Origin of the sequence: Streptomyces sp. NBC_00775, assembly GCF_036347135.1 — a bacterium.
GTDB lineage: Bacteria > Actinomycetota > Actinomycetes > Streptomycetales > Streptomycetaceae > Streptomyces > Streptomyces lutosisoli.
On sequence record NZ_CP108938.1, the window covers coordinates 9,335,699 to 9,350,717 of the forward strand.

The window sequence follows — 15,019 nt, forward strand, 5'->3', positions numbered from 1 at the left end:
TGGTGGGGGGGCTCCCCGGACCGGTATGGCCCGGATTTCGCACCCTCGTCTCCATACGGAGACACATCGTCTCTTCCCAGAGATGCGTTCGCATACTAATTTGTAAACTGCCATGACGAAATAGTCGGAGCTAGCAAGGAGCCGCGGCATGAACTACCAGCCCACCCCCGAGGACAGGTTCACCTTCGGCCTGTGGACCGTCGGCTGGCAGGGAAGGGACCCGTTCGGCGACGCCACCCGGCGCGCCCTGGACCCGGTCGAATCGGTGCAGCGTCTGGCCGAGCTCGGCGCCTACGGAGTCACCTTCCACGACGACGACCTGATCCCCTTCGGGTCCTCGGACAGCGAGCGCGAGTCGCACATCAAGCGGTTCCGGCAGACCCTGGACGCGACGGGTCTCAAGGTGCCGATGGCCACCACGAACCTGTTCACGCACCCCGTCTTCAAGGACGGCGCGTTCACCGCGAACGACCGTGACGTACGCCGCTACGCGCTGCGCAAGACGATCCGCAACATCGATCTCGCGGTCGAACTGGGTGCCGAGACGTACGTCGCCTGGGGTGGCCGTGAGGGGGCCGAGTCCGGCGCCGCCAAGGACGTACGCGTCGCCCTCGACCGTATGAAGGAGGCCTTCGACCTCCTCGGCGAGTACGTGGTCTCTCAGGGCTACGACCTGAAGTTCGCGATCGAGCCGAAGCCGAACGAGCCGCGCGGCGACATCCTGCTGCCCACCGTCGGCCACGCGCTCGCGTTCATCGAGCGCCTGGAGCGCCCGGAGATGTACGGCGTCAACCCCGAGGTGGGCCACGAGCAGATGGCCGGCCTGAACTTCCCGCACGGCATCGCGCAGGCCCTGTGGGCGGGCAAGCTCTTCCACATCGACCTCAACGGCCAGTCCGGCATCAAGTACGACCAGGACCTGCGCTTCGGTGCGGGCGATCTGCGTTCCGCGTTCTGGCTGGTCGACCTCCTGGAGAGTGCTGGTTACGCAGGTCCGAAGCACTTCGACTTCAAGCCGCCGCGGACCGAGGACTTCGACGGTGTGTGGGCGTCGGCGGCCGGCTGCATGCGCAACTACCTGATCCTGCGCGAGCGTGCCGCGGACTTCCGTGCCGACCCCGAGGTCCAGGAGGCGCTGCGCGCCTCGCGCCTGGACGAGCTGGCTCAGTCCACCGCGGCGGACGGTCTGCAGGCGCTGCTCGCCGACCGTGCGGCCTTCGAGGACTTCGACGTGGAGGCGGCCGCCGCGCGCGGAATGGCCTTCGAGCAACTGGACCAGCTGGCGATGGACCACCTGCTGGGTGCGCGCGGCTGATCGCGGCGCCGTGGGGCCCGGGCCTGTCTCCGGACGGGTCCGGGCCCCGTGTTCTCCCTCTGTGGATCTCCGTGGAATTCCGCGCGGAATGCTCCGGAATCATGCGATCCATGGCATGAGTCCGTATCAACTTCCGTACAGGGGTCGCGTCATGACCGGTTCGAGGCGACTCTTGGCGGTATGGCCATGCCGCCCGTACCGCCCCAGCCCCCTCGGCCGCCGGGAGACACGCCGCCTCCTGGAGGCGGTGGTTTCGGCCCTCCTTCCGGCGGCTATGGACCTTCACCCGGCGGCTACGGTCCGCCTCCTGGCGGCTATGGTCCGCCCTCGCAGGGCGGTAGTCGGCCTCCCGGACAGGGCGGCGGGGGCTGGCAGCCGCCACCGCCTCCTGGATCGCCCGGTGGGCCAGGAGGCCATCGTGGGGGCGGACGACGCCGCAGTCCCCTGTTCCTCGTGCTCGCCGTGATCGTGGCCGTGGGAGCCATCGTCGCCGTTGCCGTGGTGATCACCGGCGGAAACGGCAAGCAGGACAAGAAGTCGCCCACCGAGAGCAGCGGGGCTACGGGGAGCTCTCCGAGCCCCTCGCTGATCATCCCGTCCGAACTGCCGTCCTTTCCCTCCGGAGTGCCCAGCGTCACGCCGACGCTGCCCTCGGAGGTACCCAGCGGATTGGTGCCGAGCGACCTCCAGTCGCTCTTCCCGACCCTCGCGAACGACGAAGTGCCGTACTACATGCTGCAGAAGGGCGACTGCTTCGACACGAGCAACGGCCTGCCCGGGCAGGCCGTCAAGCGCTCGTGCACCAAGCCGCACGACGCCGAGATCGTGAAGGTCGCCGAGCTCAACGGCAGTTACACGACCGACGCCGCCCTCAAGAAGGCCGCGTCCGCACTGTGCGAGTCGACGCTGGAACGCAAGTCGACCAGGCAGCCAGCAGGCACCGTACGCGGCACTCTCGTGCAGTACCCGGACTCCAGCGGCTACAAGACAGGCATCGACAACGTCGCCTGCAGTCTGGCGGCGGACGTCGGCGAGGGCACCCACAAGCTGACCAAGCCGCTGAAGTGAGCGGCACGCACGCGTGGCCGATGTTCACCGCCCACGCGCGCGTGCCGTACGACATGTGTCCCGAGGTCAGATCCCGCGCGGCAGCCGCACGTAGGTGACCGTCGTCTCGATTCCGCTGTCCACCAGCCGGCCCTGCGCGTCGAACGCGCCCGCCCCGTCGGTCATCCCGAAGTCGTTGTCGTTGATCAGAGCGAGCGTGTCGTGGTCCACCCGCGCGACGCCCTCGATCTTGCCGGGCACCCCTTCGACCGTGCCCAGGTCCACGACCAGACGCTTGGGCAGCACAGGGACACCGGCCGCCGCCGGGTCGTCGAGCTGCTCCAGGGAGGGGGACGTCGTGTCGGTGTCCCACGCGCCGCCGAGGATGTTCGCGTCCCGCGTGAGCTTCACCCACTGCAGCCGGGCCGCCTTGTCGGTGCGCTCCTCGACGAGCAACCGATCACGGCCGACGGCCACCACGGAGGAGATCTTCAGCTCGGACGTGTCGTCCTCGCTCGGGTCGACCACGTTCACCGGGTCGAAGCGGTACGCGTACTCGGCCGTCACCGCGAGCTTCTTGGGTGAGAAGCGCAGCAGCCGCGTCGTGCGCGAGGCGTCACCCGCGGCGCCGTCCGGCAGCGAGAGCGGACTCTGTACGGCCATCACCAGGTCACCGCCCGGCAGTTGGGCGAGCCCCTCGAAGCCACGGTTGATCTTCCGGTGCAGCAGGATGGCCGGCAGCGCCTCGACGACCGGATAGTCCGTGCCGGTCAGGTTCAGCCCCTTGGGCACGTAGCGCGTGAGCACCTTCCCGCGCGCGGAGACATGGATCAGCGAAGGACCGTACTCGTCGATGAGCCAGAAGGAGCCGTCCTCGGCCCGCACGATGCCCTCGGTGTCCACACCGTTCGCGTCGTACGCGAGCGGGGTCTGCGCGTCATAGGAGTACGGCGCTTCGTCGCGCCCCGCCTGGTTGGGCAGCCCGGTGACGGGCTTCCCGGAGGACGTGGTGATCGGGATCGCGTCAAGCACCTTCACGGCGTCACCGGACACCCCGATCTTCACGATCGCCGGGTCGAAGCCCGGCACCGGGAACGTCCGCCGCTTCTTGCCGTCCACCTTGATCTGGCCGTTGGGCCCACGGTCGGTGACCGTCCAGAACTCGCCCTTGCGTCCGGCCGGGAAGATGTCACTGCCGATTCCGCCGAGGTCCACGCCGCGGTCGTCGTCCACCGTCCCGGGCAGCAGCGCGTTGCTGAACGCGCCCAGCGGGATGTCGCCGAGCGTTGCGGTGCGTGTCGCGCTCGGCTGCGACGGGTCGCTCGCCCCGCTCGCGGTACCGGCCACCACGAAGACGGCCAGCACCGCGAGCGGCACGCCCGCGGCGACGGATCGGTGGAGATGGCGCCGGCCGGCGGCGTGCGGGAACATCGGGCCTCCTGGGGCACAACTTCGGTGACAGCGGCCAGAGTTGGCGCTGTCACCGAACGGCATGTGACCCCGAGGTGAACGTGGAGCGTCAACCACTCATCGGGTCGCCGCTCAGGTCCCCCTCGGCCGTGGCAAGCGCCGTGGCCGGGTCCCGCACCGCCGGTCCGGCCGGGGCCCATCGGCCCCGCTCCTTGCGATACGGCCACCACCTGCCATCGCGCCCGAGACGCAGCTGTGTGGACCCACCGACCGCCGTCCAGCGGTTGCTTGAGGCGCGCAGCCGTGGCCGCTCGTCCTCGTCCCACGCCGACTCCAGAGCGGCACGCGCGCGTGCCAGCGATTCCGCCTCCACGGGCCACTCGTCCTCAAGGACGGACAGCGCGGCCACACCCCCGTACCGCCAGGCGGATACCGCCAGTCGCAGCTCCTCGCGATCGCGCCCCGAACCGACCGCGAGCCGCTGGGCGATCGCCTGCTCCGGGCTGCCGGCAGCCAGCCGCACCGCGTCCTCGGCAAGGGTCGGCTCCGCCTCGACCGCCTGCTGTCCGTGCCCGGATCCGAGCGCCTCGGCGAGCAGCCGGTACGCCTCGCCCGCTGCCGTGGTCGCGAGGAACTCCACGGCGTCCGGGTCGAGTCCGGGTGCGGGCGCGGTCTCGGTGTCCAGGGAGGGCGGCTGCCCGGGCTCCTCGGGCAGCTCCGGGAGGGCCGGCAGCGGCGGCAGGATGTCCCCGGCCGCGAACGCCTCGGCGGCGTCCACGCCTTCCTGACGAGTGTCGGGCGTGTCCGGTTCTTCCGTGGGCGCGCTGCCGCGCACCTGGAGCTCGTCCAGCAGGGCGCGTTCGCCGCGCCCCCGCATCAGCAGCAGGGCGAACGGATCCTGGTCCAGCAACCGCGCCATCTGGTAGCAGAGCGCGGCCGTGTGCCCGCAGTGGTCCCAGGCTCCGCAGCCGCACTCCGCCTCCAGATCGCCCAGTCCCGGAAGGAGTTCGACTCCGGCGGCCGCCGCGTCCTCGACCAGATGCGGCGGCATGTCACGGTCGAGCAGTGCGGCTATGTGTCCGGCGCGCTCGACGGCCATGTCCAGGAAGCGGTCCCACTGCTCCTCGGACAGTTCCTGAAGCAGGACGTCCGCGCGGTGTGCGGTGCGGTCGCGGTCCTGGACCACGGCCGTGATGCGCCCCGGACGCACCGACACGGCCCCCACCGCTCCGGCGCGGGCGAGCCTGCGGCCCGTCTTCACCGGCTCCGAGTCCAACGCCGCGTCCTCCAGGGCCTTCAACCAGGCCTGGCCCCACCACGTCTGCGCGAAACCCCGCCCCTGCGCGGGCGGCAGCGCGGCGAACGTACGCTCCTCGTTCCGATCCGTCATCGTGTGCCCCCTCGCAGCTCCACCAGGTCGGCCAGTTCCGCATCGGTCAGCTCCGTGAGCGCCGCCTCACCGGCGCCCAGGACGGCGTCGGCCAACCGCTGTTTGCGCCGCAGCATGTCGGCGATACGGTCCTCGATCGTCCCCTCGGCGATGAGCCGGTGCACCTGGACAGGCCGGCTCTGGCCGATGCGGTACGCGCGGTCCGTGGCCTGTGCCTCGACGGCCGGATTCCACCAGCGGTCGTAGTGCACGACATGTTCGGCGCGCGTCAGGTTCAATCCCGTGCCCGCGGCCTTCAACGACAACAAGAAGACGGGGATTTCGCCCTCCTGGAAGCGCTCCACCATCGCCTCGCGCGCATGGATGGGTGTCCCTCCGTGCAGGAACTGCGTCGACACCCCGCGCGCCGCCAGGTGACGCTCTATGAGGCGAGCCATCCGCACGTACTGCGTGAAGAGCAGAACGCTCGCTCCCTCGGAGAGGATGGTGTCGAGGAGCTCGTCCAGCAGCTCCAGCTTCCCCGACCTGCCCGGGATCTTCGGCCGTTCCTCCTTGAGGAACTGGGCCGGGTGGTTGCAGATCTGCTTCAGCCCGGTGAGCAGCTTCACGATCAGGCCGCGCCGCGCCATGCTGTCCGCGCCCGAGATCTCCGCGAGAGTCTCGCGCACCATGGCTTCATACAGCCCCGTCTGCTCCTTGGTGAGCGCCACGGCACGATCGGTCTCGGTCTTCGGCGGCAGCTCGGGCGCGATCCCCGGGTCCGACTTGCGGCGGCGCAGCAGGAACGGCCGCACGAGCCGGGCGAGCCGCTCGGCCGCCGCGGGATCCTGGCCGCCCTCGACAGCTTGCGCGTAGTGCGTACGGAACGTGCCGAGGCTGCCGAGCAGCCCGGGCGTCGTCCAGTCGAGGATCGCCCACAGCTCCGAGAGGTTGTTCTCCACCGGGGTGCCGGTGAGCGCCACGCGCGCGCGTGCGCCGATCGTGCGCAGCGCCCGAGCCGTCGCCGAATAGGGGTTCTTCACATGCTGGGCCTCGTCCGCGACCACCATGCCCCACGGAACATCGGCAAGCCGCGGCGCGTCGAGCCGCATCGTGCCGTACGTCGTGAGCACGAACCCGCCGTCGGCCAGGCCCTCCAGGCCGCGCTGCGAACCGTGGAAACGGCGTACGGGGGTGCCGGGAGCGAACTTCTCGATCTCGCGCTGCCAGTTGCCCATCAAGGAGGCCGGACAGACCACGAGTGTGGGGCCGGTGGCCGACTCGTCGGTCTGCCGGTGCAGATGCAGGGCGATCAGCGTGATCGTCTTGCCCAGACCCATGTCGTCGGCCAGACAGCCGCCCAGACCCAAGGAGGTCATCCGGGCCAGCCAGTTGAGCCCCCGCGCCTGGTAGTCCCGCAGCGTCGCGTGGAGTGCGGCGGGCTGCCCGACCGGCTCTTGCCCCTCAGGGTCCGCGAGCCGCTCCCGCAGGGCCGCCAGCCATCCCGTGGGACGTACGTCGACCCGGTGGCCGTCGACCTCCGCGGAGCCCGTCAGAGCGGCGCTCAGCGCGTCGATGGGCGTGACCTTGCGGTCCTGCTGCGCCTGGGCGCGGCGCACCTCCCGCGGATCGACGAGGACCCACTGGTCGCGCAGCCGCACCATGGGCCGGTTCGCCTCGGCCAGCCGGTCCAGCTCCTGCCGGGTGAGCTGCTGATTGCCCAGCGCGAACCACCAGTTGAAGGCGAGCAGCGCGTCCGCGGACAGGAAGGAGGGCGCGTCCGACGCGACCTTGCCCGGGCCCTCGTCCACCTCCGGCGGGCCGATGACCGCGCGGGCCGTCAGTTTCCGTGCCAGCTCCTTCGGCCAGTGCACGTCGACACCGGCGAACGCCAGCACGCGGGCGCCTTCACCGAGGAGTTCGGCGACCTCCTCGTCGGCGAGCTCCACGGCGTCCGGCACGGCCGCCGAGAGCAGGGGAGCCAGCGGGGCCCAGGCGCGGGCCGCGCGGCGCAGCGCGAGCAAGGCGTCCATCCGCGCGCGAGGGCCGAAGTCCGAGGATCCGGCCCAGACGGCGGAGGCGTCCGCCACGAGGGCCGGATCGCTCACACTGTGCAGTTGCAGCACCGCGCGGAACGCCAGCCTTGTCTCGTCCGACTCGGCCGACGCAAGTCCGGGCACCTCGACGCGCAAGGAGATCCGTACGTCCGCTTCGTGCGCCGCGGCGACGTCCGTGGCCCAGGCGCGCTGCTCGGGCAGGTGCTGGGACTCCGGCGCCGCGAAGGCCGGACCGCCCGCCGCGAGCGCCGCCGCGGGGGAGCGGGGCAGTGCGTCGGCGACAGCGTCCAGGAAAGCGCGCAGCAGCCCTTCCGGATCGGGCAGCCGCAGCGGTTCGGCGTTGTCCACCGGCATCGCGTGCGCGTCGGGCGGCATCGCGGCGGCCAGCTCGCGGATCCGCTCCAGGTCCTCCGCGCGCAGCGGACCCGCGCGCCATGCGTCGTGGTCGCCGGCTGTCAGCCCCGGCAGGAGCAGTCCGCGCGCGGCGAACTGCAGGGCGAGCACGGCGGCCGCGCCCCAGAACGCGGTCGCCCGGTGTGCCTGGGCGGCCGCACGCGCGCGCGTGAGGACCGGCAGAGCGGCCCGTACGGGAATCAGCACGGCGGGCACGGTCACGAGCTCGACGCCCGCGTCGGTGGGCAGCACGACGGTCAGGTCCTCGGCGTCGCCGGAGGCCACCACCGGAGGGGAGTCGCCTTCGGGGTGCCAGAACGCGACGCTGCCGGCACGGGACGGATCGGCGGGCACGAACACGGCACAGCAGCGGGCCAGTTCGGAGATCTCTGCGGGAGTTGCCGCGGGAATCCTCTGCACAGCGATGGCGCATTCCTCAAATTTGACTACTGGGCGGAGTCGCCGAAGATACACCACTCCGGTCGGCAGGCAAGCACGGCCGAGCCGTGACGTGGGTCACCTCGCTCGGGTGGAGTCAACACCCCTGCGGTGCGCCGGAAAGCCCCCGGACAGACACGGGTGGTGGCGCCATGGTCGCCGAAGGTCACTGATTCGTACGTTTCATCAGGTCACCCCGTTCCCTGAGAGGCAGGAGACCCACCATGCCCCTGACCGCCGCCACCCTCGCGGAACCGCCCCCAGGGGCGAGCGTGGGGCAGACCCCCGGAAGTGAGTTCGCGCCCCTTCTGCGTACCGTCAAGGGCCAGGGGCTCCTGAAGCGGCGTCATGGCTGGTACGCGCGCGAGATCGCCGTGAACGCGCTGGCCCTGGCCGGCGTCATCACCGGCGTCGCCCTGATCGGCAACTCCTGGTGGTCGCTGCTTCTCGCCCCCGTGCTCGCCGTCCTCGCGGCCCGAACGGCGTTCATAGGCCACGACGCGGGTCACTCCCAGATCACCGGCAGCTCATCCGTGAGCCGCTTGATCGGCCTGCTCCACGGCAACCTGCTCCTGGGGATGAGCTACTCCTGGTGGAACGACAAGCACAATCGCCACCACGCCAACCCGAACCACATCGACAAGGATCCCGACGTCGTCGCGGACGTCCTGGTGTTCACCAGTGAGCAGGCCAGGGACCGGGCCGGTTTCCGGCGCTGGCTGACCCGCAACCAGGCCTGGCTGTTCTTTCCGCTCACCCTCCTCGAAGGTGTCGCGTTGAAGGTCCACGGTTTCCAGGACCTTCGCCGGCAGCCGCCGCGTGAGCGGGTCGTGGAGGCCCTGCTGCTGGTGACCCACGTCGTCGCGTACGTGACCCTGCTGCTCACTTCCATGTCTCTCGGCAAGGCTTTGGCCTTCGCAGCCCTTCACCAGGCACTGTTCGGCCTGCACCTGGGCATGGCCTTCGCGCCCAACCACAAGGGCATGGAGATGCCCGACCCCGACGGCGAGCGCTGGGGACATCTGCGCCGCCAGGTGCTCACCTCACGCAACGTCCGCGGCGCCGTTCTGACGGACTGGTTCCTGGGCGGCCTGAACTACCAGGTCGAACACCACTTGTTCCCCAGCATGTCCCGCCCTCATCTGCGCCTCGTCCAGCCTCTGGTGCGCGCACACTGTCAGGAGTTGGGTATCCCTTACGCGGAGACCGGGCTCGTCGACTCCTACCGACAGGCCCTGCGCCATATGCATGAGGTCGGGGAGCCTCTCAGGGTTGAGTAGGGGGCGCGGCTCAGGGACGTATCAGGGTCGCGGTCCGGAACCGTGGGAGGCGGGGACCCGTTCTCAGGACAGAGAGCGGCAGCAGCCGCGAAGGAGGCGACACACATGTCGAACAACGCGAAGATCGCTGCAGGAGGTGTGGCGGTCGGCCTCATCCTGCTGATCTGGCTGCCCTGGTGGGCCGCCTTCCTGATCGTGGTGGGAGTCCCGGCGGCCGCATACCTCGCGCTGGACCCCTCGCAGCGGCGCAGGCTGCGGCGCGTCACGCGCAAGGAAATCGGCCGCTGAGGAGCCGCCGGCCTGGTGCGGCTCCGTCCCGCTCGCGGGGGTCCACCACAGCGCCGCTCGCGGGCCTGCCGTCGGTACGGCCCAGGAGCGGGGCCGCGTGCCCTGCTCCATGAGTACCTCGACACCCCGATGGGCGCCCTTCTTGTCGACCCGGACGCGAGCCGCCCGGTAGGGCACCGCCGCCGGGTGCCGTGTGGCGCGGCCGCTCAGCTGGGGCGTACCGCCATCTTGTCGAGGGCCTCCAGGAGGCCGGGCAGTTCCGGTCCGCGACCGACGGGCAGGACCTCCCCGGGCTCGTCGTCGAGGAGGACGAACGCGATGTCGTCGGTCCTGGCGACCAAGGACCAGCCAGGGCCGTCGGCGCGCAGCGTCCGGGCGTCACCCGTGGCGAAGGACGAGCGGACACGGCCGAGCGGGGGCGGCGTGTCCACGTAGGAGCGTGCCTCCGCGAGGACCCGGCGGATTCCGCTGCGGGCTTCGCCGTCGCCGCCCTCCCCCTGCGGCGTGTCCTGCGCCTGCGCCTCGCCGCCCGACGTCACGAAATCGCCGTCGTCGATCTGCTCCCGCCAGGTCGCCCACTGCTGTGCGATCTCGTCGGCCCCGAGGCGACGTTGGGCCGGGCCCCAGGTGGCGGTATCCGGTGGGCTGAGCGGGGGCAGCTCCGTGAGCTCGGGCGCGGGGTCGTGCGGGGCCGGCACCCCGGGGGCCGAAACGGCGACCTCGAGGGGCCAGCCGGGCAGCGCCGCGACGACCGTGCGCTCGTCCGGCGACAAGTCCTGCTCCATCCCGCAGTCCCAGGACGCGATGGCGACGGCGACCAGTGACACGTCGTCGACGACAACCGTCCACCGCGCGCCCTCGCCGTCCTGGCCGAGCACGAGACCGTACCCGTCGGCGAGCGGCGCGAGGCCGAGCGTCGCGCAGGCCTCCGGGTAGTCGTCCCCCAGCACGCTGGGGAACTTGGCGGGTGTCAGCAACACCGCCGTCAGCACATACAGTGCGTCGTCGTCCCCGGTGGCGACGGCGTCATCGTCCGTCCCGGCCATCCCAGCCTCCCCATCGCTACGTTCGTCGGCGCACCATAATGCGACCGGAAGGTGCTTGTCACGAGCCCGAAGCACACGCGGAGCTGCAGTTATCCGGCTGGACAGGGGCGAATCGACCGTCCCGGCCCCCTGGGGTCAGGTCGCAGGCAGCCCGAGCAGCGTACGGGCCACCGTTCTCGGCGATTCGTCGCGTTCCCGCGCCAGGGCGATCACAGCCCGGCAGGCCAGTTCGTTCACCCCGAACGACAGCGCCTCCGGCGACACCCAGGCCGCCGCCTCGTCGATCTGGTCCTGGTCGTCCTCGGCGCACGCCGACACATACGCCGCGGCCGCCTCGAACAGGTTGTGCGCACGCTTCTCCGGCCGTGGTGCGACGGGCCGCCGCTCCTCCGGCCGCTCGGCCGTCTTCTTGCCCCACATCTTGCGGAGTCTGTCGAACATCGGGCCACCTTCCCCCTGCGCGATGGACATCGCTGATCGTTCATCTGCTGCTACTCAACGTAGAGTTGGAGCTTCGGCGACAGAAGGGGGACGGCCAGGTGAAGCGTTACGAGCGGCTCGGACAGATCCGGCGGATGGACCCGGAGAAGGAGGCGTCGGAGATCTAACGGCTCACCTCCGCGTACGAATTCCCCTGGGACTTCACCCGGGCCCTGGAACTGGCGCTCTACCGCACATACGCCGTCCCCAGCATCGGTCGGCTGCTCGCCGAGACGACGGAGCTCACGGACCGCACACAGAAGCGCTACGACGACACCGCACTGCTTCTCGACGCCATCGTCGAGCACGGCTTCGACGGGGAGGAGGGCCGTACCGCGATCCGCCGCATCAACGACATGCACCGCAGCTACGACATCAGCAATGAAGACATGCGTTACGTGCTCTGCACCTTCGTGGTGATGCCCAAACGGTGGATCGAGGCCTATGGGTGGCGCAGGCTGTCGTGCCACGAGATCGTCGCGTCCAGCGTGCACTACCGCACGCTCGGGCAGCACATGGGCATCAAGGACATCCCGGAGACCTACGAGGAGTTCGAGGCCTGTCTCGACTCCTACGAAGAGGCCCATTTCGGGTGGGACGTGGGCGCGCGCAGGGTTTCCGACGCGACGCTGGAGCTGATGGCCTCCTGGTACCCGCGTCCGCTCGCCCCCCCTGCTGCGCACCTCGACCCTGGCCCTGCTCGACGAACCGCTGCTGCGTGCCTTCCGTTACGAGATCCCGGGCGCCGTCACGCGTGCGCTGGTCCGCCGTGCGGTGCGCGCGCGTGGCCGGCTGGTCCGCCTGATGCCACCGCGCCGTGCCCCGCACTTCGCGCGCCAGAACTGGGAGATCAAGGGTTACCCGGACGGCTACCGCGTCGCCGAGCTGGGCACCTGTCCGGTGCCGGGTGTGCGGGGCTGCCCCGTCTCATCGGCCGCCCGCGTCGAGTGAGTCGATCGTGGCCCGCAGCCAGGCCAGTTCGGCCCGGCTCGTGGCCCGCGCGATGGTGAGGATGCCGCGCCGGAACGGGTCGTCCAGGTCCTCGGCGCGCAGCGGCTGGTCACCGTCGTAGAAGAAGCTCGCGGGCTCCTCCAGGAAGGCGAGCCTGCGGCGCAGTACGGCGGCCTGAGGCCCCGGGGCGTCCAGGTGTCTGAGGAAGGCGAGCACCGTGAACCAGCGGTTCTCGTCGGTGATATCGCGTCCCGCCGGTTCCGCGAGCCGGCGGCGCAGTTCGCGTCTGCCCTCTTCGGTGAGGGTCAGGATGTGGCGGGGGGCGGCCACGGAGCCCGGCTGCGTTGCCCTTTCCAGCAGCTCCGCCTTCTCCAGCCGCTTGATCGCGGGATACAGCGTGCTCTCGGCCACGGGCTTCACATGCCCTGTCAGTGCCGTGATGCGCTTGCGCAGCTCGTAGCCGTGCAACGGGGCGTCGTACAGAAATCCGAGGATGGCCAGCTCCAGCATGTCTCTATTCTGCCGCACTCTCGCTGTACATCGCTTCCTAGATACATCGGTTCCGAGGTATCCTCCCGAAGGCGTCAGGAAACGTGAAGCGGCACAGGGGAGCGCGTGATGAAGCAGGCAGAATTCGACGGCAAGGGAAGCCGGATCCGCTGGACGGAGGCGGCGGGCAACGAACCCGCGCGGGTGTACGTGCACGGTCTGGGTTCGGCCTCGACGGTCTACAACGCCCATATCGCGGCCCGGCCCGAGCTGGCCGGCCGCCGCACCCTGTTCGTCGACCTGCCCGGTCACGGCATCAGCGACCGGCCCGCGGACTTCGGCTACACCCTGGAGAACCACGCGGACGCGCTCGCGGCGGCCCTGGACGCGGCCCACGTCACCGGCGCCGAGCTGGTCGCACACAGCATGGGCGGCGCCGTCGCCATCGTGCTCGCCCACCGGCGGCCCGACCTGGTCTCACGGCTGGTCCTGACGGAGGCCAACCTCGACCCGTACCCTCCGGTCACCCCGGGCAGCAGCGGCATCGCCTCCTACGAAGAGGACGACTACGTCGAAAACGGGGGCCACGCGCGCGTACTGGAGAAGGTCGGCCCCTCCTGGGCGGCCACCATGCGACTCGCCGATCCGCGCGCCCTGCACCGCACGGCGACGGGGCTCAGCCGCGGCACGAACCCCACGATGCGCCACATGCTCGAAGAGCTGTCGGTGGACCGCGTCTACCTCCAGGGCGAGCTGAGCGGTGAACTCCCGGGCAGGGAAGGCCTGGAGGACGCCGGAGTACGGGTCGTGACCGTGCCCGGCGCCGGGCACAACGTCATGTTCGACAACCCCGACGCGTTCGCGGCGGAGGTCGCCGGAAGAGGCTGATGGTTCAGCCGTGGCGGACGGCCAGCGCGAGGAAGCGGGTGTCCTCGTCGACGTATGACGTCATGTCCCAGCCGGAGCCGGCCAGCAGGGGCCGGAGATTGGCCTCCGCGCGCAGGTCGTCCGGGGTGATCTGCCGGCCCTGACGGGCAGCGAGCGCCGCCCGGCCGATCGGATGGAAGAGGGCAAGGGTGCCCCCCGGCCGCACCGCGCGAGCCAACTCCCTGAGGTTTTCGGCCGGGTTCGGCAGATGCGCGATGAGGCCTGCCCCGAACACCGCGTCCAGCGACGCCGTGCGCAACGGCAGCGCCCTGACGTCGGCGAGCAGCAACTGTCCGTCCCGGTCCCGTCCGGCCCGTACGGCGGCCTCCAGCATGGCCGGGGTCAGATCGGCCCCGAGGACCACTCCGGAGGCCCCCACGGCCGCTCGCAGCGGCGGCAGGGCGCGCCCGGTGCCACAGCCCGCGTCGAGCACGCGGTCCCCCTCGCGCAGACCCATTTCGGTGACCGCGGCCGCGTACGCGGGTCCGTCGTCGGGGAACCGCCTGTCCCAGTCGGCGGCACGTGCCGTGAAGAACTCCTGGACATGTGTGTGGTCGTCGCTCATGCTCCGCATGATCCCTCACCGACACGAAGGACGACGCGGCGCACATGTTCGAGCGTGACGCGATCGTTCAGGTACATCTCTTCGTCATATTCCAACAGCTTTCGAAATGCGCCCCCTTTGCACGCCCCTGACCGGACTAGCGTCCCTGAGCCATGGGACACCTGGACCACGCCGCCTTCGGCTGGCTGACCCCCGTGCTGTCGTATGTGATGGCCTGCATAGGCGCCGCCCTCGGGCTGCGCTGCACGGTCCGCGCGCTCGGCGCCACCGGGCGGTCGCGCCGCAACTGGCTCCTCACCGCGGCCTCCGCGATCGGCACCGGCATCTGGACCATGCACTTCGTGGCGATGCTGGGCTTCAGCGTCAGCGGCACGGAGATGCGCTACAACGTGCCGTTGACCATCCTCAGTCTGCTCGTCGCCATGGTTGTGGTCGGCGCGGGCGTATTCGCCGTCGGCTACGGACGCGACCGGGGACGCGCGCTCGTTCTCGGCGGACTCACCACCGGACTCGGCGTCGCGAGCATGCACTACCTGGGCATGGCCGCGCTGCGGCTGCACGGCCAGGTGCACTACGACCCGGGGCTCGTCGGCCTCTCCGTCGTGATCGCCGTGGTCGCGGCGACCGCGGCCCTGTGGGCGGCGCTCAACATCAAGTCGCCCGTGGCGGTCGCCATCGCCTCCCTCGTCATGGGCGGTGCGGTGAGCAGCATGCACTACACCGGAATGATCGCGGTGAGCGTGCGCGTCACGCCCTCCGGCGAGGCCCTGCCCGGGGCCACGGCGATGCAGTTCATCTTCCCCCTCGCCGTCGGCCTCGGGTCCTATCTCTTCCTGACATCGGCGTTCGTCGCGCTGTCGCCGACGGCCGGCGAGCGCGAGGCATCCGCATCGGCCCAGCGGCCGGTCGAGAGCGTCGCCCGCTAGTGGCGGGCCCGGAGCCACGACGGCCCGGAAGACACGCC

The 15,019-nt window shown here is 70.6% G+C and carries 13 protein-coding genes and 1 pseudogene; 7 read left to right on the forward strand and 7 right to left on the reverse strand.

Features of this window, described 5'->3' with window-relative positions; genetic code table 11:
• Positions 1-148: 148 nt before the first annotated feature.
• Together xylA and OIC96_RS41565 are read left to right on the forward strand one after the other, a co-directional pair.
• Positions 149-1,315, forward strand: a complete 1,167-nt coding sequence (gene xylA / locus OIC96_RS41560; RefSeq protein ID WP_330302882.1) for a xylose isomerase — start codon at positions 149-151, stop codon at positions 1,313-1,315.
• A 453-nt stretch (positions 1,316-1,768) separates the two neighbouring features.
• Positions 1,769-2,383, forward strand: a complete 615-nt coding sequence (locus tag OIC96_RS41565; protein WP_330302881.1) for a hypothetical protein — start codon at positions 1,769-1,771, stop codon at positions 2,381-2,383.
• A gap of 66 nt (positions 2,384-2,449) precedes the next feature.
• Here OIC96_RS41565 and OIC96_RS41570 read toward each other — a convergent pair whose 3' ends face one another.
• The 3 genes from OIC96_RS41570 to OIC96_RS41580 form a co-directional block, all read right to left on the reverse strand.
• Positions 2,450-3,793, reverse strand: a complete 1,344-nt coding sequence (locus OIC96_RS41570; protein ID WP_330302880.1) for an esterase-like activity of phytase family protein — start codon at positions 3,791-3,793, stop codon at positions 2,450-2,452.
• An 88-nt stretch (positions 3,794-3,881) separates the two neighbouring features.
• Entirely contained in the window at positions 3,882-5,162 is a 1,281-nt protein-coding gene (locus tag OIC96_RS41575) for an SWIM zinc finger family protein (protein ID WP_330302879.1), read from the reverse strand.
• Positions 5,159-8,011 carry a DEAD/DEAH box helicase gene (locus tag OIC96_RS41580; protein ID WP_330302878.1) on the reverse strand — a complete coding sequence of 951 codons (2,853 nt, stop codon included), beginning with the start codon at positions 8,009-8,011 and terminating at the stop codon, positions 5,159-5,161. Before OIC96_RS41580 ends, OIC96_RS41575 begins: the two co-directional genes overlap by 4 nt.
• A gap of 242 nt (positions 8,012-8,253) precedes the next feature.
• On the opposite strand from OIC96_RS41580, the gene OIC96_RS41585 reads away from it, so the two are divergent.
• Together OIC96_RS41585 and OIC96_RS41590 are read left to right on the forward strand one after the other, a co-directional pair.
• Positions 8,254-9,309: a fatty acid desaturase family protein gene (locus tag OIC96_RS41585; protein ID WP_330302877.1), complete on the forward strand. Its 1,056-nt coding sequence runs from the start codon at positions 8,254-8,256 to the stop codon at positions 9,307-9,309.
• 105 nt (positions 9,310-9,414) lie between these two features.
• The gene (locus OIC96_RS41590) at positions 9,415-9,597 is read left to right on the forward strand and encodes a hypothetical protein (protein ID WP_330302876.1); all 183 of its coding nucleotides are present in this window, start codon (positions 9,415-9,417) and stop codon (positions 9,595-9,597) included.
• A 206-nt stretch (positions 9,598-9,803) separates the two neighbouring features.
• On the opposite strand, the gene OIC96_RS41595 is transcribed toward OIC96_RS41590, so the two are convergent.
• Together OIC96_RS41595 and OIC96_RS41600 are read right to left on the reverse strand one after the other, a co-directional pair.
• Positions 9,804-10,643 (reverse strand): hypothetical protein, encoded by an 840-nt coding sequence (locus OIC96_RS41595; RefSeq protein ID WP_330302875.1) that lies wholly within the window; start codon positions 10,641-10,643, stop codon positions 9,804-9,806.
• A 135-nt stretch (positions 10,644-10,778) separates the two neighbouring features.
• Positions 10,779-11,084: a hypothetical protein gene (locus tag OIC96_RS41600; RefSeq protein ID WP_330302874.1), complete on the reverse strand. Its 306-nt coding sequence runs from the start codon at positions 11,082-11,084 to the stop codon at positions 10,779-10,781.
• Positions 11,085-11,182: 98 nt separating this feature from the next.
• Here OIC96_RS41600 and OIC96_RS41605 point away from each other — a divergent pair.
• Positions 11,183-12,074, forward strand: a pseudogene (locus OIC96_RS41605) (oxygenase MpaB family protein).
• Here OIC96_RS41605 and OIC96_RS41610 read toward each other — a convergent pair.
• Entirely contained in the window at positions 12,051-12,584 is a 534-nt protein-coding gene (locus OIC96_RS41610; RefSeq protein WP_330302873.1) for a PadR family transcriptional regulator, read from the reverse strand. The pseudogene OIC96_RS41605 and the gene OIC96_RS41610 overlap by 24 nt on opposite strands.
• Positions 12,585-12,692: 108 nt before the next feature.
• Here OIC96_RS41610 and OIC96_RS41615 point away from each other — a divergent pair, with 108 nt between their 5' ends.
• Positions 12,693-13,451 (forward strand): alpha/beta fold hydrolase, encoded by a 759-nt coding sequence (locus OIC96_RS41615; protein WP_330302872.1) that lies wholly within the window; start codon positions 12,693-12,695, stop codon positions 13,449-13,451.
• 4 nt (positions 13,452-13,455) lie between these two features.
• On the opposite strand, the gene OIC96_RS41620 is transcribed toward OIC96_RS41615, so the two are convergent.
• Positions 13,456-14,055 carry a class I SAM-dependent methyltransferase gene (locus OIC96_RS41620; protein ID WP_330302871.1) on the reverse strand — a complete coding sequence of 200 codons (600 nt, stop codon included), beginning with the start codon at positions 14,053-14,055 and terminating at the stop codon, positions 13,456-13,458.
• Positions 14,056-14,207: 152 nt separating this feature from the next.
• On the opposite strand from OIC96_RS41620, the gene OIC96_RS41625 reads away from it, so the two are divergent.
• The gene (locus tag OIC96_RS41625) at positions 14,208-14,981 is read left to right on the forward strand and encodes an MHYT domain-containing protein (RefSeq protein WP_327426873.1); all 774 of its coding nucleotides are present in this window, start codon (positions 14,208-14,210) and stop codon (positions 14,979-14,981) included.
• Positions 14,982-15,019: the final 38 nt, after the last annotated feature.

Coding starts and splice junctions, on each gene's coding strand:
- OIC96_RS41595 (WP_330302875.1), bottom strand. CDS start 10,643: ATGGCCGGGACGGACGATGACGCCGTCGCCACCGGGGACGACGACGCA.
- xylA (WP_330302882.1), top strand. CDS start 149: ATGAACTACCAGCCCACCCCCGAGGACAGGTTCACCTTCGGCCTGTGG.
- OIC96_RS41625 (WP_327426873.1), top strand. CDS start 14,208: ATGGGACACCTGGACCACGCCGCCTTCGGCTGGCTGACCCCCGTGCTG.
- OIC96_RS41570 (WP_330302880.1), bottom strand. CDS start 3,793: ATGTTCCCGCACGCCGCCGGCCGGCGCCATCTCCACCGATCCGTCGCC.
- OIC96_RS41575 (WP_330302879.1), bottom strand. CDS start 5,162: ATGACGGATCGGAACGAGGAGCGTACGTTCGCCGCGCTGCCGCCCGCG.
- OIC96_RS41600 (WP_330302874.1), bottom strand. CDS start 11,084: ATGTTCGACAGACTCCGCAAGATGTGGGGCAAGAAGACGGCCGAGCGG.
- OIC96_RS41610 (WP_330302873.1), bottom strand. CDS start 12,584: ATGCTGGAGCTGGCCATCCTCGGATTTCTGTACGACGCCCCGTTGCAC.
- OIC96_RS41615 (WP_330302872.1), top strand. CDS start 12,693: ATGAAGCAGGCAGAATTCGACGGCAAGGGAAGCCGGATCCGCTGGACG.
- OIC96_RS41620 (WP_330302871.1), bottom strand. CDS start 14,055: ATGAGCGACGACCACACACATGTCCAGGAGTTCTTCACGGCACGTGCC.
- OIC96_RS41585 (WP_330302877.1), top strand. CDS start 8,254: ATGCCCCTGACCGCCGCCACCCTCGCGGAACCGCCCCCAGGGGCGAGC.
- OIC96_RS41590 (WP_330302876.1), top strand. CDS start 9,415: ATGTCGAACAACGCGAAGATCGCTGCAGGAGGTGTGGCGGTCGGCCTC.